General features: G+C 26.9%; 21 protein-coding genes. 16 read left to right on the top strand and 5 right to left on the bottom strand.

Features of this window, described 5'->3' with window-relative positions; all coding sequences use genetic code 11:
- The first annotated feature begins 10 nt into the window (after positions 1 to 10).
- The gene (locus BUA62_RS04820; RefSeq protein ID WP_072864014.1) at positions 11 to 643 is read left to right on the top strand and encodes an HAD family hydrolase; all 633 of its coding nucleotides are present in this window, start codon (positions 11 to 13) and stop codon (positions 641 to 643) included.
- A 179-nt stretch (positions 644 to 822) separates the two neighbouring features.
- Here the strand turns inward: BUA62_RS04820 and BUA62_RS04815 are convergent, their stop codons facing one another.
- From BUA62_RS04815 to BUA62_RS04795, 5 genes are read right to left on the bottom strand one after another with little or no spacing between them, the layout of a single operon-like run.
- Positions 823 to 1,140 (bottom strand): hypothetical protein, encoded by a 318-nt coding sequence (locus BUA62_RS04815; protein WP_072864012.1) that lies wholly within the window; start codon positions 1,138 to 1,140, stop codon positions 823 to 825.
- 9 nt (positions 1,141 to 1,149) lie between these two features.
- Entirely contained in the window at positions 1,150 to 1,614 is a 465-nt protein-coding gene (locus BUA62_RS04810) for a 23S rRNA (pseudouridine(1915)-N(3))-methyltransferase RlmH (RefSeq protein WP_159429496.1), read from the bottom strand.
- Between the two features lie 9 nt (positions 1,615 to 1,623).
- Positions 1,624 to 2,736, bottom strand: a complete 1,113-nt coding sequence (locus BUA62_RS04805; protein ID WP_084670705.1) for an FtsW/RodA/SpoVE family cell cycle protein — start codon at positions 2,734 to 2,736, stop codon at positions 1,624 to 1,626.
- Positions 2,733 to 4,775 (bottom strand): HD-GYP domain-containing protein, encoded by a 2,043-nt coding sequence (locus BUA62_RS04800; RefSeq protein WP_072864011.1) that lies wholly within the window; start codon positions 4,773 to 4,775, stop codon positions 2,733 to 2,735. The genes BUA62_RS04805 and BUA62_RS04800 overlap by 4 nt, the downstream gene beginning before the upstream one ends.
- Before the next feature lie 3 nt (positions 4,776 to 4,778).
- The gene (locus BUA62_RS04795; protein WP_072864009.1) at positions 4,779 to 5,453 is read right to left on the bottom strand and encodes a substrate-binding periplasmic protein; all 675 of its coding nucleotides are present in this window, start codon (positions 5,451 to 5,453) and stop codon (positions 4,779 to 4,781) included.
- Between the two features lie 91 nt (positions 5,454 to 5,544).
- Between BUA62_RS04795 and BUA62_RS04790 the strand changes: the two genes are divergently transcribed.
- The 15 genes from BUA62_RS04790 (at position 5,545) to miaA (ending at position 20,485) form a co-directional block, all read left to right on the top strand.
- Positions 5,545 to 6,285, top strand: a complete 741-nt coding sequence (locus BUA62_RS04790) for a DUF2520 domain-containing protein (RefSeq protein ID WP_072864007.1) — start codon at positions 5,545 to 5,547, stop codon at positions 6,283 to 6,285.
- A gap of 1 nt (position 6,286) precedes the next feature.
- Entirely contained in the window at positions 6,287 to 7,099 is an 813-nt protein-coding gene (gene panB, locus BUA62_RS04785) for a 3-methyl-2-oxobutanoate hydroxymethyltransferase (protein WP_072864005.1), read from the top strand.
- Positions 7,096 to 7,836: a biotin--[acetyl-CoA-carboxylase] ligase gene (locus tag BUA62_RS04780; protein ID WP_072864003.1), complete on the top strand. Its 741-nt coding sequence runs from the start codon at positions 7,096 to 7,098 to the stop codon at positions 7,834 to 7,836. Before panB ends, BUA62_RS04780 begins: the two co-directional genes overlap by 4 nt.
- Position 7,837: 1 nt before the next feature.
- On the top strand, positions 7,838 to 8,368 hold the full coding sequence (hpt, locus tag BUA62_RS04775) for a hypoxanthine phosphoribosyltransferase (protein ID WP_072864000.1): 531 nt from the start codon (positions 7,838 to 7,840) through the stop codon (positions 8,366 to 8,368).
- 89 nt (positions 8,369 to 8,457) lie between these two features.
- A complete protein-coding gene (locus BUA62_RS04770) occupies positions 8,458 to 9,291 on the top strand; it encodes a purine-nucleoside phosphorylase (protein ID WP_072863998.1) in 834 nt (277 codons plus the stop codon).
- Between the two features lies 1 nt (position 9,292).
- Entirely contained in the window at positions 9,293 to 10,285 is a 993-nt protein-coding gene (locus BUA62_RS04765; RefSeq protein ID WP_072863996.1) for a lytic transglycosylase domain-containing protein, read from the top strand.
- A gap of 10 nt (positions 10,286 to 10,295) precedes the next feature.
- Complete coding sequence (fliF, locus tag BUA62_RS04760; RefSeq protein ID WP_072863994.1) at positions 10,296 to 11,846, top strand: flagellar basal-body MS-ring/collar protein FliF; 1,551 nt, start codon at positions 10,296 to 10,298, stop codon at positions 11,844 to 11,846.
- 14 nt (positions 11,847 to 11,860) lie between these two features.
- Positions 11,861 to 12,877: a flagellar motor switch protein FliG gene (gene fliG, locus BUA62_RS04755; protein ID WP_072863992.1), complete on the top strand. Its 1,017-nt coding sequence runs from the start codon at positions 11,861 to 11,863 to the stop codon at positions 12,875 to 12,877.
- Positions 12,870 to 13,556, top strand: a complete 687-nt coding sequence (locus BUA62_RS04750) for a FliH/SctL family protein (RefSeq protein WP_072863990.1) — start codon at positions 12,870 to 12,872, stop codon at positions 13,554 to 13,556. Before fliG ends, BUA62_RS04750 begins: the two co-directional genes overlap by 8 nt.
- Entirely contained in the window at positions 13,543 to 14,865 is a 1,323-nt protein-coding gene (fliI, locus tag BUA62_RS04745) for a flagellar protein export ATPase FliI (RefSeq protein WP_072864095.1), read from the top strand. The genes BUA62_RS04750 and fliI overlap by 14 nt, the downstream gene beginning before the upstream one ends.
- A gap of 158 nt (positions 14,866 to 15,023) precedes the next feature.
- A complete protein-coding gene (locus tag BUA62_RS04740) occupies positions 15,024 to 16,325 on the top strand; it encodes a carbohydrate ABC transporter permease (RefSeq protein WP_072864092.1) in 1,302 nt (433 codons plus the stop codon).
- 12 nt (positions 16,326 to 16,337) lie between these two features.
- A complete protein-coding gene (locus BUA62_RS04735) occupies positions 16,338 to 18,557 on the top strand; it encodes an ABC transporter permease subunit (protein WP_084670703.1) in 2,220 nt (739 codons plus the stop codon).
- Between the two features lie 2 nt (positions 18,558 to 18,559).
- Complete coding sequence (locus BUA62_RS04730) at positions 18,560 to 18,904, top strand: hypothetical protein (RefSeq protein WP_072863988.1); 345 nt, start codon at positions 18,560 to 18,562, stop codon at positions 18,902 to 18,904.
- The gene (locus BUA62_RS04725) at positions 18,831 to 19,592 is read left to right on the top strand and encodes a class I SAM-dependent methyltransferase (protein ID WP_072863986.1); all 762 of its coding nucleotides are present in this window, start codon (positions 18,831 to 18,833) and stop codon (positions 19,590 to 19,592) included. The genes BUA62_RS04730 and BUA62_RS04725 overlap by 74 nt, the downstream gene beginning before the upstream one ends.
- Entirely contained in the window at positions 19,589 to 20,485 is an 897-nt protein-coding gene (miaA, locus tag BUA62_RS04720) for a tRNA (adenosine(37)-N6)-dimethylallyltransferase MiaA (protein ID WP_072863984.1), read from the top strand. The genes BUA62_RS04725 and miaA overlap by 4 nt, the downstream gene beginning before the upstream one ends.
- Positions 20,486 to 20,880: the final 395 nt, after the last annotated feature.

Genomic DNA, 20,880 nt, shown 5'->3' with positions numbered 1-20,880 from the left:
GGAGGAAAAAATGAATATTGTTTTCGATTTAGATGGTACGCTTATAAAAACAGAAAATATTGCTTTACCAGCAATTAGAAATGTCTTAAAATCTCTTGGATACAATCATAATATTCCAGATGATGAAATATTTAAATATATTGGCTATACTATTGATGAAATATTTGAAGGGCTATTAAAAACTACAGATAAAAATATTATTAATAAAGCTATAGAATTATTGGATGAATATGAAACCGAAATAATAAAAACCTCAAATTATAATAACCTTTTTTTTGATGGTGCGTTTGAAGTTTTGGAAAATTTAAAAGAGAAAAAACATATTTTGTATATTCTTTCAAACTGCAATATTAAATATCTAAATGCATTATTGGACAAAGGTTTAAACAAATATATTGATTCACCACATTGCGCTGAAATGTATAATTGGCAAGAAAAAGATGTTGTTTTAAAGAAAATTTCAAATGGAAAAAAAGATTTTATTATGATTGGGGATAGGCATAAGGATATAGAAGCTGCCAAAAAAAACGGATTTCTCTCTATAGGTTGTGCATATGGATTCGGAGAAGATGAAGTAAAAGATGCTGATTATATTGTTCATGATATTAAAGAAATACTTCCAATTATTGATAATCTAAAATAATTTTAAAAAACTGAATTTTTTCTATATGTCAGATTATAATCAAGTAATACCCCACCGGAGGTGTGTTTGCGAAATATATTGAGGAAGTAAAATAAATCGGGCAAAGATGCCCGTAAAAAATTATAAACAAAAAAGCGCTTGAGAATTTTCCCAGGCGCTTTTAATTGTCAAAAGTTATTTTATTTCTCTTTTACCTCTATTATAATTTCTAACTGCAATGTTTGATCTCTAAAATCTGGCGGGTTTTCTTTCCATTCTTCCAATTTTGTTTTTGTTTCATCAATATATTCTTCATAACATAATTCACAACTTCCAGAACGATAAAATTTTATAAATTTAACTTTATCTTTTTCTTCGATTAAAGCTTGATTTTCATCATTATCTTCGTATAATACATCTTTTACAATTTCTAATGTTTGAACATCTTTTATTTCACTTTGAAAATATTCTTCAACTGCTTTATAATTTTTTAATCTTTTAAAAATTCTTTTATGCATATTTACCTCCTAATAATGATATTTTTCATTATTATTTATTTTAAAAGCTCTATATATTTGCTCTAATAATAACAAAACTGCCATTTCATGCGTAAATGTCATTCTTGATATTGAAAGCAAGAAATCTGCATTTTTCCTTATTTCTTCATGATGTCCTAAAGGCCCACCAATAAAAAAAGATATATTCTTTCTGCCTATTCTCCATTTTTCTATTTTATTTGCAAATTCTATTGAAGACAATTCCTTTCCTCTTTCATCTAAAACAACTTTAAAAACATCTGGAAGATAATATTTTGCAAATTTTTCTTTATCCTGTTTTTTATATTCTTCAGAGGTTATTTTATTTAAATCTGTTGATAAAGGTAATTCTATTAATTCAACTCTATCGTATTTTTTATTCCATTTCAAATATTGTTCAATTCCAGATTTTATAAATTTTGTTTTTGGTTTTCCTATTACAAAAATCTTAATCACAATTACCACCTATTCATTGTCTATATAATTATCTTCAGAAAATCTTTCTGTTGTTGAAATACCTTTTGTTACTAATCCTAATAAAAATGAGAATGTTATTATCTGACTTCCACCATATGAAACAAGAGGTAATGGAACTCCTGTAACAGGCATTATACCAAGAGCCATACCAATATTTTCATATACATGAAAAAATATTATCGTAATTGTTCCGAAATATATATATTTCCAAAATTTTCTCCTTGTCTTTTTTGCATATACATATATTCTGTATATCAATAACGCATATATTATTAATACAAATAAAATACCTAAAAAACCCAATTCTTCTCCAATTACCGAGATAATAAAATCATTATGATCTTCTGGAACAAAGTCTGATAAATTCATAAAACCATTTAAATAACCTTTTCCAAAAAATCCACCTGAACCAATTGCTCTAATAGATTGCAATGTATTATAAGCAACACTCGCAGCATTTTTTTCAGGAAATAAAAATCCAACTATTCTTGCACGTTGATAATCTTCCATAAAATAGAAAGCAAATGGGGAAGAAAATAACATTAAAAACAATGATGTTTTCCATGTTTTTTCATGTTCTCCAGATATATATGTCAATAAGAACCACAATCCAAATGTAAATAATGTCATTCCTAAATCCGGTTGTTTAAATATTAAACCTAAACCTATTAAAGTTGTAAATGATAAAATATAATATGCCTTTTTATTCTTTTCAGCTAAATATTTCGCAAAAATAACTAGAGTAAATATTAAAAATAAATGCGATGGCTGTATTCCAACAGGTCCAACTCTTATCCATCTTTTTGCACCATATCTGGCTCTTTCAAAAACTAACACATACATTAATAAAAATAATGTTATTGTATATAAATGAACTATTATACTTTTTAGAATTCTTTCTTTTAGAAAAAAAGTAAAGAAAAAAATTATTATTCCTAAAAATGAAAATATAATTTGTTTATAATAATTATCTTCAATATATTCACCATATGTTGCTGTTCTTACCATAAAAATACCAAAAATTAAAAGAGTTATATATATAAAAGGAACAATATATTCAAACTTTCTCATTCGCTCAAATGGTTCTACGTTTATTCTCACAGATACTTCCTCCTCAAAAATTCAATAAATTTACTCGATAAAATTGGATCGAATTGTGTACCTGCATTTCTTCTTATTTCTTCTATTATTTCATCAATCCTCATTTCTTTTTTGTACGGTCTTTCTGTTCTCATTGCATCAAAACTATCTGCAAGAGAAATTATCCTAGAAAAGTATGGTATATTTTCTTCTTTTAAACCATCTGGATATCCGGTTCCGTCCCATCTCTCATGATGATGTCTAACTATAATGGAAAATTCATTTAAATATTCATTTTTAGATAATAATTCATAACTTTTTACTGGATGTTCTTTTATAATTTCATATTCTTCATCATTTAATTTACCAGGTTTATTTAATATTGTTTGTGGAATAAAAAATTTTCCTATGTCATGTGTGATGCTCGACCAATAAAGTTTTTTTATTTTTTCTTTAGATAGATTTATAAATTCTGCAAATTCTGTTGAATATTTTGCCACTCTTTCTGAATGACCTTTTGTATATTTATCATAATATTCAAGCGCTTTAATAAGAGCTAATATAATATTCTTATGTAACTTTCCTTCCTCTTTAGAGACTCTTTTTAATCTTATAAATACTGAAGAAATTATGCTCAAAGTTTCAACGAGTTTTACACTTTCTTCTGATATATCTACTTCTCTATCTGTATCAAGGGCTATCTGACCAATTATAATATCGTTTATCTTTAAAGGTACTAATATGCTCTTTTTTATTGGAATTGTTGCTTCTTTTATCATTTTGTAATTTTTATTATCTAATAATATTTTATCTTCGCTAATTATATCCTCAACAATTTTTGATTTTTTCGCATAAATAAAATTTTTTTCAGGAAAAACAACATGTTTTAATATTTCAAAATTATGCCCATAGGTTGAAATAAATTTCCAGTTTTTATTTTCTTTAATTACGATACTACCATATTTTACTTCTGGTATCATATCTATTGATAATTTCAAAAATTCATCAAAGAATTTTTTTTCATCAAAATCCTGTAAACTCATATTCCCTATTATTTTGATAATACTTTCAAATTTTTTAATATATTGTTCTAATTTTTTATTGGTTTCTATTAATTCTTCATTCATAGCATTAGTTTCTTCATAAGCACTTTCTAATTCAATTTTGTTATTTTTCATTTTTATTATCATTTCATTAAATGCTTTTCTCATATTTTCAAATTCTACTATTTTAAATTCTTTATTATATGGTTCTACTTTTGATTCTCTTATATATTCAGAAAAATCTTTTACTGGCTCTATCATGTTTTTTTCTAAAAATCTTACGAATAATGTTTTTATTATATAGTATAATACAATAACAATAAAAAATAAAATCAAAGATAAGTAAAAAAATGTATAAACCTTTCCCTTAAAACTTATTACATAATAATATTTTGTTGAATAAAATCTATATTCTTTGTATTTTATAAAAAAATTTTTTATTGGTTTCGTGCTCACTATTTTTTCATCATCTAATAAAAATTCTTTTACTTGATTTAGCATAGAATCTTTATCAATTTCAAATATTAAAAGGCCCTGAAAAATTTCTTGATTCTCTATCAATTTATAAAAATACGGCATTATATAAAACAAGCTATCTTTTGTGTTAAATTTAATATATTTACCTTTCTCTAAATCTTTTATTTTATTTTTTATTTCAAGCTTTAAATTATTATTCAAAAATTTTTCTGGATATCCTTTATCAATCACATCCGAAAGTGGTTTATAGTCAATTATTGATTTTATATACATATTGTTATTTACAACGTCTTCTAAAACTTTTTTTGAGTCAACAGCATAAACATAAGAATTTGTGACTAACTTTATATCGTTAAAAATAGAATTTTCTTGAAATTCTATTGTTTTTAATATTTTATTATATTGTACATCCATTCTTTTTTCAGCATCAAAAGCTATAATATGGTAAATGAAAACAATCCATATTATATAGAGAATTATAAATAATAATGAAAAAATTATTTTTATATTATTTTTAAACCACTTTTTTAAAGAAATCATAATTTACTCACCTATTAAATTTTCTCTTCTATATTTTAATATTAAAGGATTTATTTTTTCTAAAAGATCCTTTGTTTTAACACCTATTCCAACATCGTTTTTTGTTAATGGCTCTTTATAAATTTTAACAGGATGTTTTTTCATTAAATATATTGCATTTACCAAATCAAAAAATGCACCATCAACTTTTTTACTTAGAACTGCATTTAAGCATTCTTCATTTGTTTCATATACTGTATAAATAATATCTTTTCCATATTTTTTCCATTTTAAAACTGTTTTATATCCCGTTGAATCATTTTTAACCGCAAAAGATTTTATTTCACTTTTTTCATTATCCTTTAGTTCTAAAATAACAAGCCCTGTTGTTAAATATGGAATAGTGAATTTTATGTGTTTTTTTCTTTCATCTGTTATATGTATTCCACCAATTATCATATCCATTTCTTTTAATCCATTTTCTATTAAATCAGAAAAATTATATATGTATATTTCTACTTTTTCATTTAAATCTTTTGAAAGCATTTTTATTAAATTTATATCTATACCCTTTAATAAATATCCATCATTTACTTCTTCAAAATAAGCATATGGCTCCGTTAATGCGATACCAACTTTTATTATTCCAAATGAAATACTCATAAAAAGCAAAATTATTATTAACAATACATTTTTCATAAAATCCTCCTTGTAGTATAATAAATATATGTTGGTAACTATTTTTTTTAAATTATAACATATTTCTTGAATTATTTCCAAGGAGGAAACTATGATTGAAAATAATATTACGATTAATATAATTGGACCAGGGAAGGTTGGGAGAAGTTTATACAATTGTTTTAAGGAAAAACATATAAAAACGCTTTTAATAGATAAAAATTGGGATTATAAAAATAAGAAATTAAACGGAATTGTTTTAATTACAACACAAGATGAAAATATAATTCCTGTTTGGAATATTTTGCAAAAACATGATTTAACAAAAATTTTAGCCATAGGACATTGTAGCGGATATCTGGATTCAAGTTTCTTTGATAATATTCCACATTTCTCTATTCATCCAAATTTTCCATTTTCTTCAATAAAAAAATGCCATGAAATTAAAAATATTACTTGGGGTATAGAAGGTGATGAAATTGGAATTACTTTTGCAAAAGAAATAATTAACATTTTAAATGGAAAATATGTTATAATACCACAAAATAAAAAGGGAATATATCATTTAGCTGCAGTTATTGCTTCAAATTTTTCTTATGTTTTGATAAAAATGGCAAAAGATTTATATGATGAAATTGAAATAAAAGATATAAATCATTTATTGGATTTATCAATAAATTCATTAAATAATATAAAGAAAATTGGGTTAAAAAATGCCTTAACTGGCCCTGTAGCAAGAAATGACTTTAATACTATAAATAATGAAAGAGATATTTTTGGTGAAATATTAGGAAATGTTGAAGTTTATGATTTTTTTATAAAGCTGCTATATAAAATCAAGGAGGATGATTGATATGAGTATAAAATGTTTTTTAAAGATGAAAAACAAAGAAAAAATAGCAATGATTACTGCCTATGATTACATAAGTGCAAAGATTGCTGAAGCTGCTGGAATAGATATGATTCTTGTTGGCGATTCAGCATCTAATGTTATGTTAGGAAATAGTGACACAATAAAAATAGGAATGGATGAAATGCTCATTTTCATTAAAGCTGTAAAAATGGGGGCTCCAAATACCTTTGTTGTAGGAGATATGCCGTTTTTAAGTTATCAAATTTCTGAAAGTGAAGCGATAAAAAATGCTGGTCTTATTTTAAAAGCCGGTGCTGATGCCGTTAAACTCGAAGGTGGAAAAAACGTTGCTCCTTTAATAAGGAAAATGGTGGAATATGGAATACCTGTAATGGGACATATTGGTTTTACTCCTCAATCCTATAAACAAATAGGTATATCCTCTAAAGGAAAAACAAAAACAGAAGAAGATTTACTTATAGAAAGTGCTGTTGCACTTGATGATGCTGGCGCATTTTCTCTTGTTTTAGAAATGGTTACAGAACCTGTTGCAAAAAAAATTACAGAATCTATTTCTATACCAACGATTGGAATTGGTGCTGGAAGATTTTGTGATGGACAGGTGTTAGTATGGCATGACTTTCTTGGTCTGAATAGAGATTTTGAACCAAAATTTCTCAAGAAATATTTAAATGGTTTTGATTTGTTTAAAAAAGCTATTGAAAATTATTCAAAAGAAGTAAAAGATGGTACTTTTCCATCTATTAAAAATGTTTTTAAACCTATAGATATAGAAAGTAGTGATCAAAAATAATAGGCGATAAACTTATATATTTTGATACTATTGATTCTACAAATAAAGTATTAAAAGAACATTGGAAGGATTTACCTTCTGAAACTGTTGTATGGGCATCTAAACAAACTGGTGGATATGGAAGAATGAAAAGAGAATGGGTTTCAAAAAGGGGTGGTTTATGGTTTTCTGTTTTATTTAAACCAAAAAACAGACCTATGAATCCTTGGCATTATGTTAGACTTTATACTATGGCTGTAAAAGACGTTTTATTAAAATATAGGTTAAAAAGCATTATAAAATGGCCAAATGATTTATTAGTTAATGAAAAAAAGATATGTGGCATATTAGGAGAAGGTATTTACACAGGAAAAACTTTTGCAGCGATTATTGTTGGTGTTGGATTAAATGTAAATAATGAGATTCCTGATAACTTAAAAAATATTGCTACAAGTTATATTGAAGAAAAAAACAAAGAACTCAATCTAAAAAAATTATTAAAACAAATTAATTCTATAGCTTATTATAAATATTATCTTAAATATTTTAAAAACAATACAATTTCCATTTTTACAAAGAAATGGATAAGTAATCTTAACATTAAAAATGGGGATTTAATAAAAATTATATCGCAAAATGTGGAAAAACATGGTAAAATTGTTTCAATACATGGTGATTATTTAGAAGTTCAATTTGAAGATGGTATTATAGAAAATGTTTATGCTGGTGAAGTTTCAGTACGAAAGGAGAGTGTTTAATATGGATATTGATCCAAAAAAATTAAAAGTATTATTAACTGAAGAACAAATTCTTGCAAAAGCTAAAGAATTAGGAAAACAAATAACTGAATATTATAAGAATATTAAAGAAGAAATTGTTGCTGTTTGCGCTTTAAAAGGTTCTGTTCATTTTTTCTCTGATTTAGTAAAAAATATAGATCATGATATGACATATCATTTTGTACGAGTGTCAAGTTATCATGGTGGAACAGAATCCAGTGGAAAAATAACTGTAAATAGCTGGGTTAAAGAAAATTTAGAAAATAAACATATTCTCCTTATTGAGGACATTGTTGATACTGGAAATACAATACGCTTTTTAATTGATGAATTCAAAAAGCAAAAACCTGCTTCAATAAAATTAACTTCTCTTCTCATAAAAAATGCGCATGATCATGGAATACATGTAGACTTCCCAGGTTTTGAAATTGATAATTATTTCGTTATTGGTTATGGCCTTGATTATGATGAAAAATATAGAAATTTACCTTTTATTGGCTATGTTGAATAACATAATTCTTATATGATTATTATATCGAATTTATGGTATAATAATTATGCTGGATTGTTTTTAATAAATTAATAACTGGGGGTGCTCTTATGAATTTTGATATTAAAGAATATGTGAAAAATGTTAGAGAAGCTGCTGAATATATAAAAAGCAAAATTTCTGATAAACCAGAAATTGCTATTGTGTTAGGTTCTGGATTACACGGAATTGCTGATAAATTGGAAAATCCTTTGAATATTTCTTATACTGATATTCCAAATTTTCCTGTTTCAACCGCTCCAGGACACAAAGGAGAATTGTTATTTGGAAAAATCTCAGGAAAAAATGTTATGTTAATGAATGGAAGATTCCATTATTATGAAGGATATACAATGAAAGAGGTTACATTTCCAATTAGAGTAATGCAAGAATTAGGTGTAAAAATATTGATCGTTACAAATGCTGCTGGTGGCATGAATCCTAATTTTGAGGTTGGAAATCCTTGCCTTATAACCGATCAAATCAATTTTATGGGCGATAATCCTTTAATTGGTCAAAATTGTGAAGAATGGGGTCCAAGATTCCCTGATATGAGCGAGGCTTATGATAAAGATTTAACAGAAATGGCTATTTCTACAGCTAAAAAGTTAGGTATACCTATATATACTGGTGTATATTTAGGTATCACTGGTCCAACTTTTGAAACACCTGCAGAATTAAAAATGATGAGAAACTTTGGTGCAGATTTAGTTGGAATGTCGACTGTTCCAGAAGTTATTGTTGCTAATCATGCTGGAATAAAGGTATTAGGATTTTCTGCTGTAACAGATAAAGCTGTACCAGATGAATTAAAACCTGTAACTGCTGAAGAAGTTATTGAAATTGCAAATAAAACTGGAGAAAAAATCGCTGATATTATATTAGCTTTATTAGGTGAGCTTTAGAGTGAAAAGATTTTTTTTCCTTGTATTCTTAATAATATCCATAATTTCTTTTTCTCAAAAATTAGATATATATAATAAGATTTTTTATAAACCCGGCTTACACATGGAGTTATATACAGACTCCATGTTTTTGAATTTTGAATACATTCTTTTAAGTAAATACTCTTATATAAATTCATCAGAGTTGCTAAACTATGTTTGGTCCCAAGATAGAAAACTTATTGGGGGACAAATGTATGTTGAGTCAAGCTATTATACGCATGCTATTTCTTCAAGTCATGCAATTGGATTATTACAATTAAAACCTATCGTTGCTCAAGATTTTGGTATCGATAATTTGTTTAATCCTATTGATAATGTAACTGGAGCTTCTGCATATCATAGTTATTTATATAAAATATTACAATCAGAAAAATCTCAAATAGCAGCATATTATCAAGGTCCAACATCTGTTTTAAAAAACGGAATTAATTCCTCTGGATTAAATTATTATAGAAAGGTTAAAAAAGCGCAAAAAAATTACAAAAATACTAAAATCTATTCTCCGTTTTTAATTGGTGTTCAGGGAGCTGTCTCGCAAAGCTTTTTTGAATTGAACAGTTATTCAGGATTAGCTTATAAAGATTTTGAATTTTATTCAACTCAAAATATATCTTTTATAAAAAATAATAATTCTACTGAATTTAATAAAATAAATTTAAATTTTGGACTCATGTATATGCCAAAATCGAGTTTGTCTATAGGTTCAACTTATGGAACTGATTTAAATTTTTATTTGAGAATTGGATATCCTTGGTCTCAAAATATCATATCTTTAAAAAATCTTAATGATTTAGATTCATATTATTTAAATATAGAAGCCAAAAATGGCTTATGGTTAAAGATTTTTGTTGATAATGTTTTTCAAATTAATACAGGTTTTTCTGTATATGATATTAAGTTCGGAATAATATTTAATTCAAATTATAGAATAGGCATTTATATGAGTCTCTAGAGGTGAGTTTATGAACCCATTTCAAATGATTAAAGATTATTGGGAAAACTTTTCTACAAATCAAAAAATTATATATTCTATTTTAAGTGCTACGTTTGTTTTTTTGTTAATATTTCTAATCGCTTTAAACTTAAGACCTAATTATCAGGTCTTAATAAGTGGTGTGGATGAGCAGCAAGGTGGAAAAATTATAGCTAAATTAGAAGAATTGAATATTCCTTACAAAGTTGGTCCTGGCGGTTCAATAATGGTTCCCGAAAAATATAATAAATATGAGTTGTGGATGAAACTTGCTCTTAACGGTGTTTTAGGAAATCAAATTCAGGGTTATGAACTGCTACAAAAACAAAATTTTGGTGCTACAAGTTATGATAAACAGGTGAATTATCAAATTGCTCTTGAAGGGGAACTATCCAGATCAATTTCTACAATGAAAGGGATACAATATGCAAGGGTGCATATTGTTATGCCGTCGAGAACATATTATACACCCGCTGATAAATCAAAACCTACGGCTTCAGTTTTATTATTTTTAGAGCCTGGCGCAAATATAGATTCTGGTCAGGTAAAAGCTATAATGGATTTTGTCGCTGGTGCTGTTCAAAATTTAGACCCTAAGGATGTTAAAGTTGTTGATAACAATTCAAGAAATTTAAGCGCACAGGTTATTTCTGAAGGAAATATTGCTGATGCTGCTACAAAATTTGATTTAAAAAGAAAAATTGAAGAGTATTATACACAAAAAATTGAAAATAAATTACAGCAAGTTTTTGGTGTAGGTGCAATTGTTGTTATTCCAGAAGTTGAATTGAATTGGCAAAAAATTGAAGAAGAATCAAGAAAAGTACAACCTGTAAATAAAACAGCTGGATTAATTGTAAGTGAACAAAAAGAATCAGAAGAAAAATATTCTACTTCTGGTACTTCAAACATTCCTGGTGTAGATTCTAATGTTCCTCCTTATACAACACAAACCCCAGATAATCAAGGTTCTGATACTTATAAAACATTAAAAACAATAACCAATTATGATTTCAACGAAATATATCAAAAAGTTACTGATGATAAAAATGGTGAAATAGCTGAAAAATCTATCACAGTGTTTATAGACTTAGATAAATCACCAATACCTGAAAATGACACGACAAAAGCGCAAATAAAAAGTGCTATTTCAACTGCTACTGGTGCAACTCCAAGTAATATAAATATTTTATTTACTAAGTTTAACAAAGAATTAGAAGCTGAATATCAAAAAATTGTTCAACAAACTGAAAGAGCCAGAACAATTACCGTTATAACGATTATTTCTGTAATTTTTATTATCGTTCTTGTACTGTTAATTATAGGTATAATAAACCTTAATAAAAAAAGAAAAGCTCGAAAAACTATTCTTGAAAGGAAGAAAAAACTTGAAGAAGCTGCAACACGTGCTATTGAAGAAATTGAACCTGAAATTACCGAAGTTACTGAAGATCAAAAGGTTTTTGAAAAACTTACAAAGATTGTTGATCAAAGTGTAGATGATGTTGTTGAAATACTAAAATATTGGATTAATCAATAATTAGAGGTGATAAAATGGCTGCAAATAAAGGAAATACTGCAACTGGTTTAAGAAAAGCAGCTATCTTAGTAGTTTTGGTTGGACCTGAAAGAGCCTCAAAATTACTAACAGAATTAACAGAAGAAGAGGTTGAAATGCTAACTTTAGAAGTTGCAAATTTAGGAAAAATTTCTGATGAAGAAAAAAGTGCTGTTTTAAATGAGTTTTTTGAATTGATGAAAGTAAAAGAGTTTATTAAAGAAGGTGGCGTTGATTACGCTAAAAAATTGCTTGAGGAAGCTTTTGGGCCAGAACAAGCTATTAAGATTATTGAAAATCTTGTTACAAACTTACAAGTTAAACCATTTGATTTCTTAAAAAGAATTGATGTCGCTCAAATTATTAATGTTTTACAAAATGAACATCCGCAAACTGTTGCTCTGGTATTATGTTATTTACCACCTGCTGCTGCTGCTCAAGTTATTGCTGGACTACCTGAAGATTTGCAGGTAGATGTTATAAAAAGGATTTCTATTATGGATAGAGCTACTCCAGATGTTGTTAAGGAGGTGGAGAGCCGTATGAAAGATAGATTATCCTCATTTGCCGCTCAACCTTTTAGTCAGGTTGGTGGAATAGAAACTACCGCTGAAATAATGAACAATATCGATAGAACAGTATCAAAAAATATATTTGATAGATTATCTGAATCAGATCCTAAATTATCTGAAGAAATTAGAAAGAAAATGTTCGTATTTGAAGATATTCTTAAACTCGATGACAGAACTATACAAAGAATACTCAGAGAAGTTGATACACGTGACTTAACCTTATCTCTAAAAGGTGCTTCAGAAGATTTAAAAGAAAAAATCCTTACAAATATGTCTCAAAGAGCTGCCCAAATGATTCAAGAAGAATTGGAATTCATGGGTCCTGTTAGGTTAAAAGATGTTGATGAAGCTCAACAAAGAATTGTTGCTATTATTAGAAAACTCGAAGAATCCGGTGAAATTATTATTGCTGGTGGAGGAGGAGAAGAGTTAATTGTTTAATAAAAGAATTATTAAAGGACAATACGTTATATATGAATCACCCGAAAATGTTCAAGAATTAGAAAAAGAAACTGCCGAAAACATCGCAAAAAAAGTTATCGAAGATGCCGAAAAAGAAGCTAAAGAAATAATTGAAAAAGCTAAAAAAGAAGCTGAAAATATAATTAATGAAGCTCATTTAGCTTATGCTGAAGAAGTTGAAAAAGGTAGAAAAGAAGGAAAAGAACAGGCTGAATATGAGCTGAATAATATTATTCAGCAGTATTCTTTACAGTTAAATAATTTACTGGATTCTTTTAGTAAATCTATTAATCTAGAAATATATAATACACGAATTTTGCTTTTTAATATATTAAAATTATTAGTAAATAAATTTCTTAATATTGAAATTTTTTCATCTCCAAAATGGATAGAACATTCGCTAAATAAAATCTTAGAAAAATTTATCAACTTTGACTATATTAAAATTCATGTGAGTTCTAATATTACAAGAGATTTCCCTGAATTAATTGAAAAATTTCAATCTATTGATAATATTGAAATTGTAGAAGATATTACATTGAGTGATTTTTCAATGTCTGTTTATACTGATATGGGAAAAATTACAATCAATAAAGAAGAGATTTTAAAACAAATTATGGATATGATAGAGGAAGAATTAAATGATGAAGGATTATAATGAAATATATGAAAATATAAATAGAAAAATTCAGACTATAGATTTATTTTCTTTAGAGGGTATTGTTGATAGAATAACGGGCGTTGTTATTGAATCCAAGGGACCTGATGTATCTCTTGGAGATTTGTGTTCTATTACTTTAAGAAATGGAAATACAGCTTTATGTGAAGTTGTTGGTTTTATTGGAAATAAAGTTTTGTTAATGCCTTTTGAAGATATACATGGTTTATATGTTGGTGCTAAAGTAAAAAGATTAAACAGAAAAGTTTCAATTGGTATAACACAAAATTTATTAGGAAGAGTATTAGATGGTATAGGAAGACCTATAGATGGAAAATCTTTAAGCGTCGATAAATACCGTTCTATATATTCTCCACCACCAAATCCTCTCATTAGAAGAAAAATAGAAGAGCCTTTATCTGTTGGTGTAAAGGCTATTGATGGATTAATTACTCTTGGAAAGGGGCAAAGAATTGGTATATTTGCAGGTAGTGGTGTTGGTAAAAGTACTTTGTTGGGTATGATTGCAAGAAATACTTCAGCTGATATAAATGTTATTTCATTAATCGGGGAACGTGGAAGAGAAGTTAGAGAATTTATTGAAAGAGATTTAGGAGAGGAAGGACTAAGACGTTCTGTTGTTGTTGTTTCAACTTCAGATCAACCGGCATTAATGAGAACAAAAGCTTTACTCAGTGCTACAACAATAGCTGAATTTTTTAGGGATATGGGATATAATGTAATGTTAATGGTTGATTCATTAACTCGTTGGGCTATGGCACAAAGAGAAATAGGCCTGTCTATTGGCGAACCACCAGCAACAAGAGGTTATACACCTAGTGTTTTTGCCGATTTACCAAAAATATTAGAAAGAGCTGGTAATTCTGATAAAGGGAGTATAACCGCTATATATACTGTGCTTGTTGAAGGTGATGATTTTAATGAACCTATTTCTGATACCGTTAGAGGTATTGTTGATGGACATATTATTTTATCAAGAAGATTAGCAGAATCATCTCATTATCCTGCTATAGATGTTTTAGCAAGTATCAGTAGGTTAATGTCTGCTGTTGTTTCTTCTGAGCATTTAGATGCTGCATATATTGTTAGAGATATAATGGCTACATATAATGATGCGAAAGATTTAATCGAAGTTGGTGCATATAAAGAAGGAACAAATAAGAAAATTGATATCGCTAAGAGAGAAATTGAAAATATTAATGCGTTTTTAAAACAGGGTACGTTTGAAAGGCCAACTTTTGAAGAAATTGTGGATCAACTAAAAAAATTAGCTGAAAAATTAAAATAATATCTTATAATTTGGCTAATAACTCTTTGACTTTTCATAAGAATATATGGTAAAATAAATGTTAAAAAATTTTTGGTTGATTGGAGGATGTTTATATGCCAGCTGAGATTCTTATTCCTATGATAGGTGCGAGCATTGCTATTTTATTAGCAATCTTGATGAAAGTATCTAAATACTTTCTTTCTCCACATGCATGGAGACGCACAAGAGAAAGTTTAACGGCGTATTTGTATATTTTACCATCTATGATTATATTATCGATTTTTGTTTTTTGGCCTATTATCTATTCATTTGTTTTAAGTTTTTTTAAATGGGATTTTAAAAATCAAGCTAATCCGCAGTTTATTGGTTTAGATAATTATATACAACTATTTAAGTTAAAACATCCTGTTGAATTAACTTTTAACGTTGCTTTTTTAGGAACATTTTTCATTGTCTTTTTTATGGCATTTTTATTGAACTCTTTACTTGATTTAAAAAGAATTTCTGATAAGAAGGTTAAAAATCTAATTATTATAAACACTTTAATTGGATTAATTTCTTTTGTTTTATGGAATTTTATTTCTTATCAATTACAATGGATTATTTTCTTATGGCTTGCTTTTTCATATGTTGTAATAGCTGCAATGAAAAAAATAGAAGGAACACCTGATAAATTACTTTTAAGATTAATACTTTTCGTTGGTGTTTATATTGTTGGAACCGAATTAATAAAAATACCTGAAATTGTGAATTATTTAAGTATGGCAAAAGAAGAAGCTGATTTTCTAAAAGCTATATGGAATACAAGTTATTATGTTTTATTATCGATGCCAATAACAATTTTCTTATCTTTAATTATAGCTCTTTTATTTTATCAAGATGTCAAAGGTAAAGTTGTATTTAGAACAATTTATTTTATTCCGTTTGTAACAAGTGTTGTTGCTGTTTCTTTAGTCTGGCAATGGATATTTAATGATAATGGTTTACTAAACTATATTTTATCATTTTTTGGTGTGGAAAAAATTTTGTGGTTAAAAGATGAAAAGTGGACAATTCCAACTATAGCGATTATATCTATTTGGAAATTGGTTGGTTATTATTCAATAATTTTCTTGGCCGGTCTTCAAAATATAGATAAAAGTTATTATGAAGCGGCAGAGGTTGATGGTGCAACAACATGGCAAAAATTTGCATATATCACATGGCCTTTATTATCTCCAACAACATTTTTCATTTTAATAGTTTCTATGATTGGGGCATTTAAGGTATTCTCTGAGATATTTATTCTTTATTCAGGACTCCCAGGTCCATATAATAATAGTGGTTTAACGGTTGTTTATTATGTTTTTGAAAAATTCTATGGTGAACAAAGAATGGGACAAGCAAGTGCTGCTGCATATGTATTATTTGGAATAATATTAATATTTACATTTATACAATTTGTAGCTGGCAAAAAACGCGTCCATTACGATTCTTAAGGGGGTCTTATAATGTCTTGGTCAAAATTTACAAATACTATGGGTACTTTGATTATATATCTTTTGGTTATAGGTGGAGCAATAGTTATGGCTATGCCTTTTGCGTGGATGGTTGTGACTTCATTTAAAACGGGCAGTGAAATAGCCCAATGGCCACCTAAATGGACTTCAAAAAACTTTAAATCAGAAATTATGGTTAATATAAAAAATGCTCCTTCAACTTCATTGGGAGACCAAGGAAGTGTAAGCTTAGCTGAATTTAGAGCTTCACAAAGTGATGCTTTATATAATCCATATAAAAAAGTTTTAAGAGTTGAAGATGATCCTGTAAAAAGAGGATTGGTAACGTTAACTTTCTCAACATTAAAATATGGTGATAATAATGATTTACATAATTTAATAAATGCTATCAAAGAATATAATGCTAAATATCCTGTAATTCAAGAATTATCAAATAAGATTAATTCTCTTGAAGAAAACCCAGAAAACTTTGAAAACTTTTATTTTTCATTATATTCAACATCTAATGGATTATTCAAAAAAGCTCAAATTTTAAAATCCTTAGACAAAGAACTGAAAAATTCGATAAATTATATTGATAAATTTATTAAACTATCAATCGATAGATTACCTTACTTAAAAATTAAAGATTCTGACAATTCAGTAATAAAAAATGAAAAAATCGGGAAAAAAGAAGAATTAAAGAATTATTTGATAAATCTAAAAAAAGATTTAGAAAATATTTCTTCTTTAATTCAAGTATATTCTAGAGGTACAGGAATCATTTCAAATGACGAAATTAATGCTATAATAGAAAAAATGAATTCTGTCAATTTTAAGTCTTTTACAGATATGTATCTGAGAAAAGTTAACAGGCTATTAGAAAAAAACATCTATAATTCCATAATATACAATAAAAATACCTTAAACTTTAAAGTTTTCTTTGAAAATAAATTTAGAGATAATCAAGAATATTCATCTGAGAAAAATATGATAAAATTTAGCGTCCCTACAAAAAAAATTATGAAAGATTCTTTTATTAAAAATTTAAGTTTATCAGATATACCAGATAAATTCAAAAAAGCTATTGACGAAAATGTCGATGTTTTTAAAATTAAAGACAATTTTGTTTTAAATTTAGAACATGATTTTAATAACCTTGTTTTAGAAAAATTAAAAATAAATTCCGAAGATTTATCAAGAACACTAATGATTATAAGAAGTCTTTCAAAAATAAATATTGTAAATTTAGATAATGTTGATAAATATTTGAATATTTTCGATGCAGAATTTATAAAGGAGAAAAATATTGATAAAAGTATATTACTAGAATTATCTTCTCTAAGAAAAACTTATAATAATATTCTAGAAAAGTTTAATAAATTATATTCAGATTCTATTTCAATAGTTAAAATAATTGATGCTCCAGATTTCATAGATAAAATATATTACAGGAACTATTCAAATATAGAAATACATTTTAAAAATGTTTATGCTTTATGGTTCCTTGATGATCAACCAACTATGAAAGCAAAATTTTCTACTTCAGAAATATTTGCTAACGTATTTGAAAATTATGTTGAAGCATGGAATGCTGCACCATTCTCAAAATATTATATAAATACTGTATTTATGGCAACATCTACAACTATTCTTGAAATTATTATTGCAGCAATGGCAGCTTTTGCTTTTGCAAAATTGGAATTTTGGGGTAAAAATATATTATTCACATTATTTTTAGCAACAATGATGGTTCCTGGTGAGGTTATGCTTGTTCCAAACTTCATAACAATTAGTAAATTCAGATGGCTTGATACATATTATGCATTAATTATTCCATGGATAGTTAGTGTATTTGCTATATTCTTATTAAGACAACAATTCTTAACTATTCCAAATGATTTGTGGGATGCTGCAAAAATAGATGGTAGTAGTAGTTGGAGATTTTTATGGACTGTAATGGTTCCTTTAAGCAAACCTGCATTAATAACAGGTGCTTTGCTAAAATTCGTTGGAAGTTGGAATGCCTTCTTATGGGTATTAATTGTTACAAAATCACCTGAAATGAGAACATTGGCTGTCGGATTACAAACATTTACTACAGAATCTGGAACCTTATATAATCTATTAATGGCAGCTTCAACATTCTCTATAATTCCTATTATTATTCTATTCATTTTCATGCAAAAATATTTTGTAGCTGGTATCGCACGTTCCGGTTTGAAGGGGTAAAAATGGAAAGAAAAAAAATTGTTGTCGGAAAAAAAAAGAAAAAAGAAAAAAAAATTAATAGTATTAAAATAATTATTTATCTTTTCATGATTTTTATAATAATTTATTTCAGTGTACAAATGATTCGTATGTTAGTTATATATACAGAATTATCAAAAGAATACAAAAAAACACAATCTGAATTTGAAATATTAAAAAAACGGCTTTATGATATAGAAAAAGAAAGGGATATGATAAAAAAACTATTAGAAGAGAAAGGTGTGACAATAAAGGATGGAAAAATTAATTATAACTACGTCCCACAAACCGTCGAAGGAACAGCTACAGCGAGCGAAACAACTCGCTGAAGAATATGGTTTAATATACAAAAATAGGCGTCATTTAAAAACAAATAATATTTATTTCATTGTTGAGAAAAATTTAACGGTAAAATTGAAAAAGGGTGATTTTGAGTTCTTTTTTCACCCTTCTATAGTTAAAATCAGAATGAAAAATTATGTTTCAGATAAAAAGGATTATTTACTAAATAACCTTGATTTAAAAGGAAATGAAAATATCTTGGATTTAACCTTCGGTTTGGGCAGCGAAGCCTTGTTAATTGCATCTCAATTAACAGATGGTAAATTAATTGGTTTAGAAGGAGCTTTTCCTATTTATTTTGTAGTAAAAGAAAGTATTAATTATTATCCATACAAAATTAAATGGTTAAAAGAAGCTGCTAAAAAAATTGAAATAAAAAATGCTAATTATAAAAGATTTATAAGAAAACAAAAAGATAAAAGTTATGATATTATATACTGTGATCCAATGTTTGAAAATCCTGTTTTTGAATCTTCTGCATTAAATCCTTTAAGAAGATTTGCTGTTTATGAAACCTTAGAAGCAATTGATATTGAAGAAATGAAGAGAGTTGCTAAAGATAAAGTAATTATAAAAGCTCATGTAAAAGATTCTATTTGGGATAAATATAAATTTGATAAAATTGACGGAAGTAAAAATTCTGGTGTATTTTATGGGGTGATTTATTTAAAATGAAAATACCTGTTATATTAGGACCAACTGCTGTTGGGAAAACAGGAATATTGACACAATTAGGAAATGAATTTGAAGTTGTTTCATGTGATTCAAGGCAAATATATAAGTATATGAATATTGGAACTGCTAAACCTACAAAAGATGAACAAAAAAAAATAAAACATCACTTAATTGATTTTATTGAACCCGATCAATATTATAATGCTTATTTGTATAGATTGGACGCATTAAAAATTATTGAAGATATTTTAAACAGAGGTAAAATACCTATTATTTCTGGAGGTACTGGACTTTATTTTGATGCTATTTATAAAGGTTTTTTTGAATCTCCAAGTTCTTTAACTTTAAGAAGCTACTTAAGAAAATTAGAAAATTCTCAGCCTGGTATTATTAGGGAAATTTTAAAAGATGTGGATCCTGAAAGTTATTTAAAGATACATCAAAATGACTTAAAAAGACTAATTAGAGCTTTAGAAATTTATATTATTTCTGGGAAAAGAATGTCTGATTTAATCAAAAGTCAGAAGACAGTTTCACCATATGATTTTAATATTATTATTTTAGATAGGGATAGAAAAGAACTACATGAAAGGATCAATTTAAGGGTTGAGCTCATGTTAAAAGATGGTTTAATTGATGAAGTAAAAAATTTAATTGCAATGGGATATAACAAAAACTTAAACTCATTGAATACTATTGGATATAAAGAAGTATTAGAATATATTGAGGGAAAATATGATTATGAAAAAATGATTCACTACATTAAAAGAAATACAAGACGTTATGCAAGAAGACAGATTATTTATTTCAGAGGATATAAAAAAGCTAAATGGATAAATTTGACTGATTTAAAGGATCCTATTAAGAAAATCAAAGAAATTATTTTTGATTAATTTTATAATTAAAAGATTTCCGGTAGGGAGTCAAATCAGTAAAAAAGAGCAAAAAGGAAATAATTCCTAACTTTGACAGCAATCTGGGAAATTTAAGGAAAATAGAACGGTAGAATGCGGGTTTGAGACGATAAAAGTATGGAAAAATAGGATTAAAAAAAATCGTGTGGTGACACAAAATATTTTAACAATAGTGTAATTTTCTTGATTTCATAGTGTTTTTGTGGTATAATATACAGTGACATTATGAAATCAAGAGGTGATTTTTATGTTTTTAAGAATTGTTAAAAATAATAAAGGAACAGAATATTTGAGAATTGTTGAAAATTATAGAGAGAACGGTAAAAACAAACAAAGGGTAATAGCAAATCTTGGTCGAGTCGATAACATAAGTG

It is taken from the genome of Marinitoga hydrogenitolerans DSM 16785, from assembly GCF_900129175.1.
GTDB lineage: Bacteria > Thermotogota > Thermotogae > Petrotogales > Petrotogaceae > Marinitoga > Marinitoga hydrogenitolerans.
Note: the sequence above shows the minus strand (reverse complement) of the source record. Positions and strands in the feature narration are given on the sequence as shown.

Excerpts from the sequence above, each read along its gene's own strand:
- BUA62_RS04820 (WP_072864014.1), top strand. The coding sequence starts at position 11 with ATGAATATTGTTTTCGATTTAGATGGTACGCTTATAAAAACAGAAAAT.
- BUA62_RS04815 (WP_072864012.1), bottom strand. The coding sequence starts at position 1,140 with ATGCATAAAAGAATTTTTAAAAGATTAAAAAATTATAAAGCAGTTGAA.
- BUA62_RS04800 (WP_072864011.1), bottom strand. The coding sequence starts at position 4,775 with ATGATTTCTTTAAAAAAGTGGTTTAAAAATAATATAAAAATAATTTTT.
- BUA62_RS04795 (WP_072864009.1), bottom strand. The coding sequence starts at position 5,453 with ATGAAAAATGTATTGTTAATAATAATTTTGCTTTTTATGAGTATTTCA.
- BUA62_RS04790 (WP_072864007.1), top strand. The coding sequence starts at position 5,545 with ATGATTGAAAATAATATTACGATTAATATAATTGGACCAGGGAAGGTT.
- panB (WP_072864005.1), top strand. The coding sequence starts at position 6,287 with ATGAGTATAAAATGTTTTTTAAAGATGAAAAACAAAGAAAAAATAGCA.
- hpt (WP_072864000.1), top strand. The coding sequence starts at position 7,838 with ATGGATATTGATCCAAAAAAATTAAAAGTATTATTAACTGAAGAACAA.
- BUA62_RS04770 (WP_072863998.1), top strand. The coding sequence starts at position 8,458 with ATGAATTTTGATATTAAAGAATATGTGAAAAATGTTAGAGAAGCTGCT.
- fliF (WP_072863994.1), top strand. The coding sequence starts at position 10,296 with ATGAACCCATTTCAAATGATTAAAGATTATTGGGAAAACTTTTCTACA.
- fliG (WP_072863992.1), top strand. The coding sequence starts at position 11,861 with ATGGCTGCAAATAAAGGAAATACTGCAACTGGTTTAAGAAAAGCAGCT.
- fliI (WP_072864095.1), top strand. The coding sequence starts at position 13,543 with ATGAAGGATTATAATGAAATATATGAAAATATAAATAGAAAAATTCAG.
- BUA62_RS04740 (WP_072864092.1), top strand. The coding sequence starts at position 15,024 with ATGAAAGTATCTAAATACTTTCTTTCTCCACATGCATGGAGACGCACA.
- BUA62_RS04735 (WP_084670703.1), top strand. The coding sequence starts at position 16,338 with ATGTCTTGGTCAAAATTTACAAATACTATGGGTACTTTGATTATATAT.
- BUA62_RS04730 (WP_072863988.1), top strand. The coding sequence starts at position 18,560 with ATGGAAAGAAAAAAAATTGTTGTCGGAAAAAAAAAGAAAAAAGAAAAA.
- BUA62_RS04725 (WP_072863986.1), top strand. The coding sequence starts at position 18,831 with ATGGAAAAATTAATTATAACTACGTCCCACAAACCGTCGAAGGAACAG.
- miaA (WP_072863984.1), top strand. The coding sequence starts at position 19,589 with ATGAAAATACCTGTTATATTAGGACCAACTGCTGTTGGGAAAACAGGA.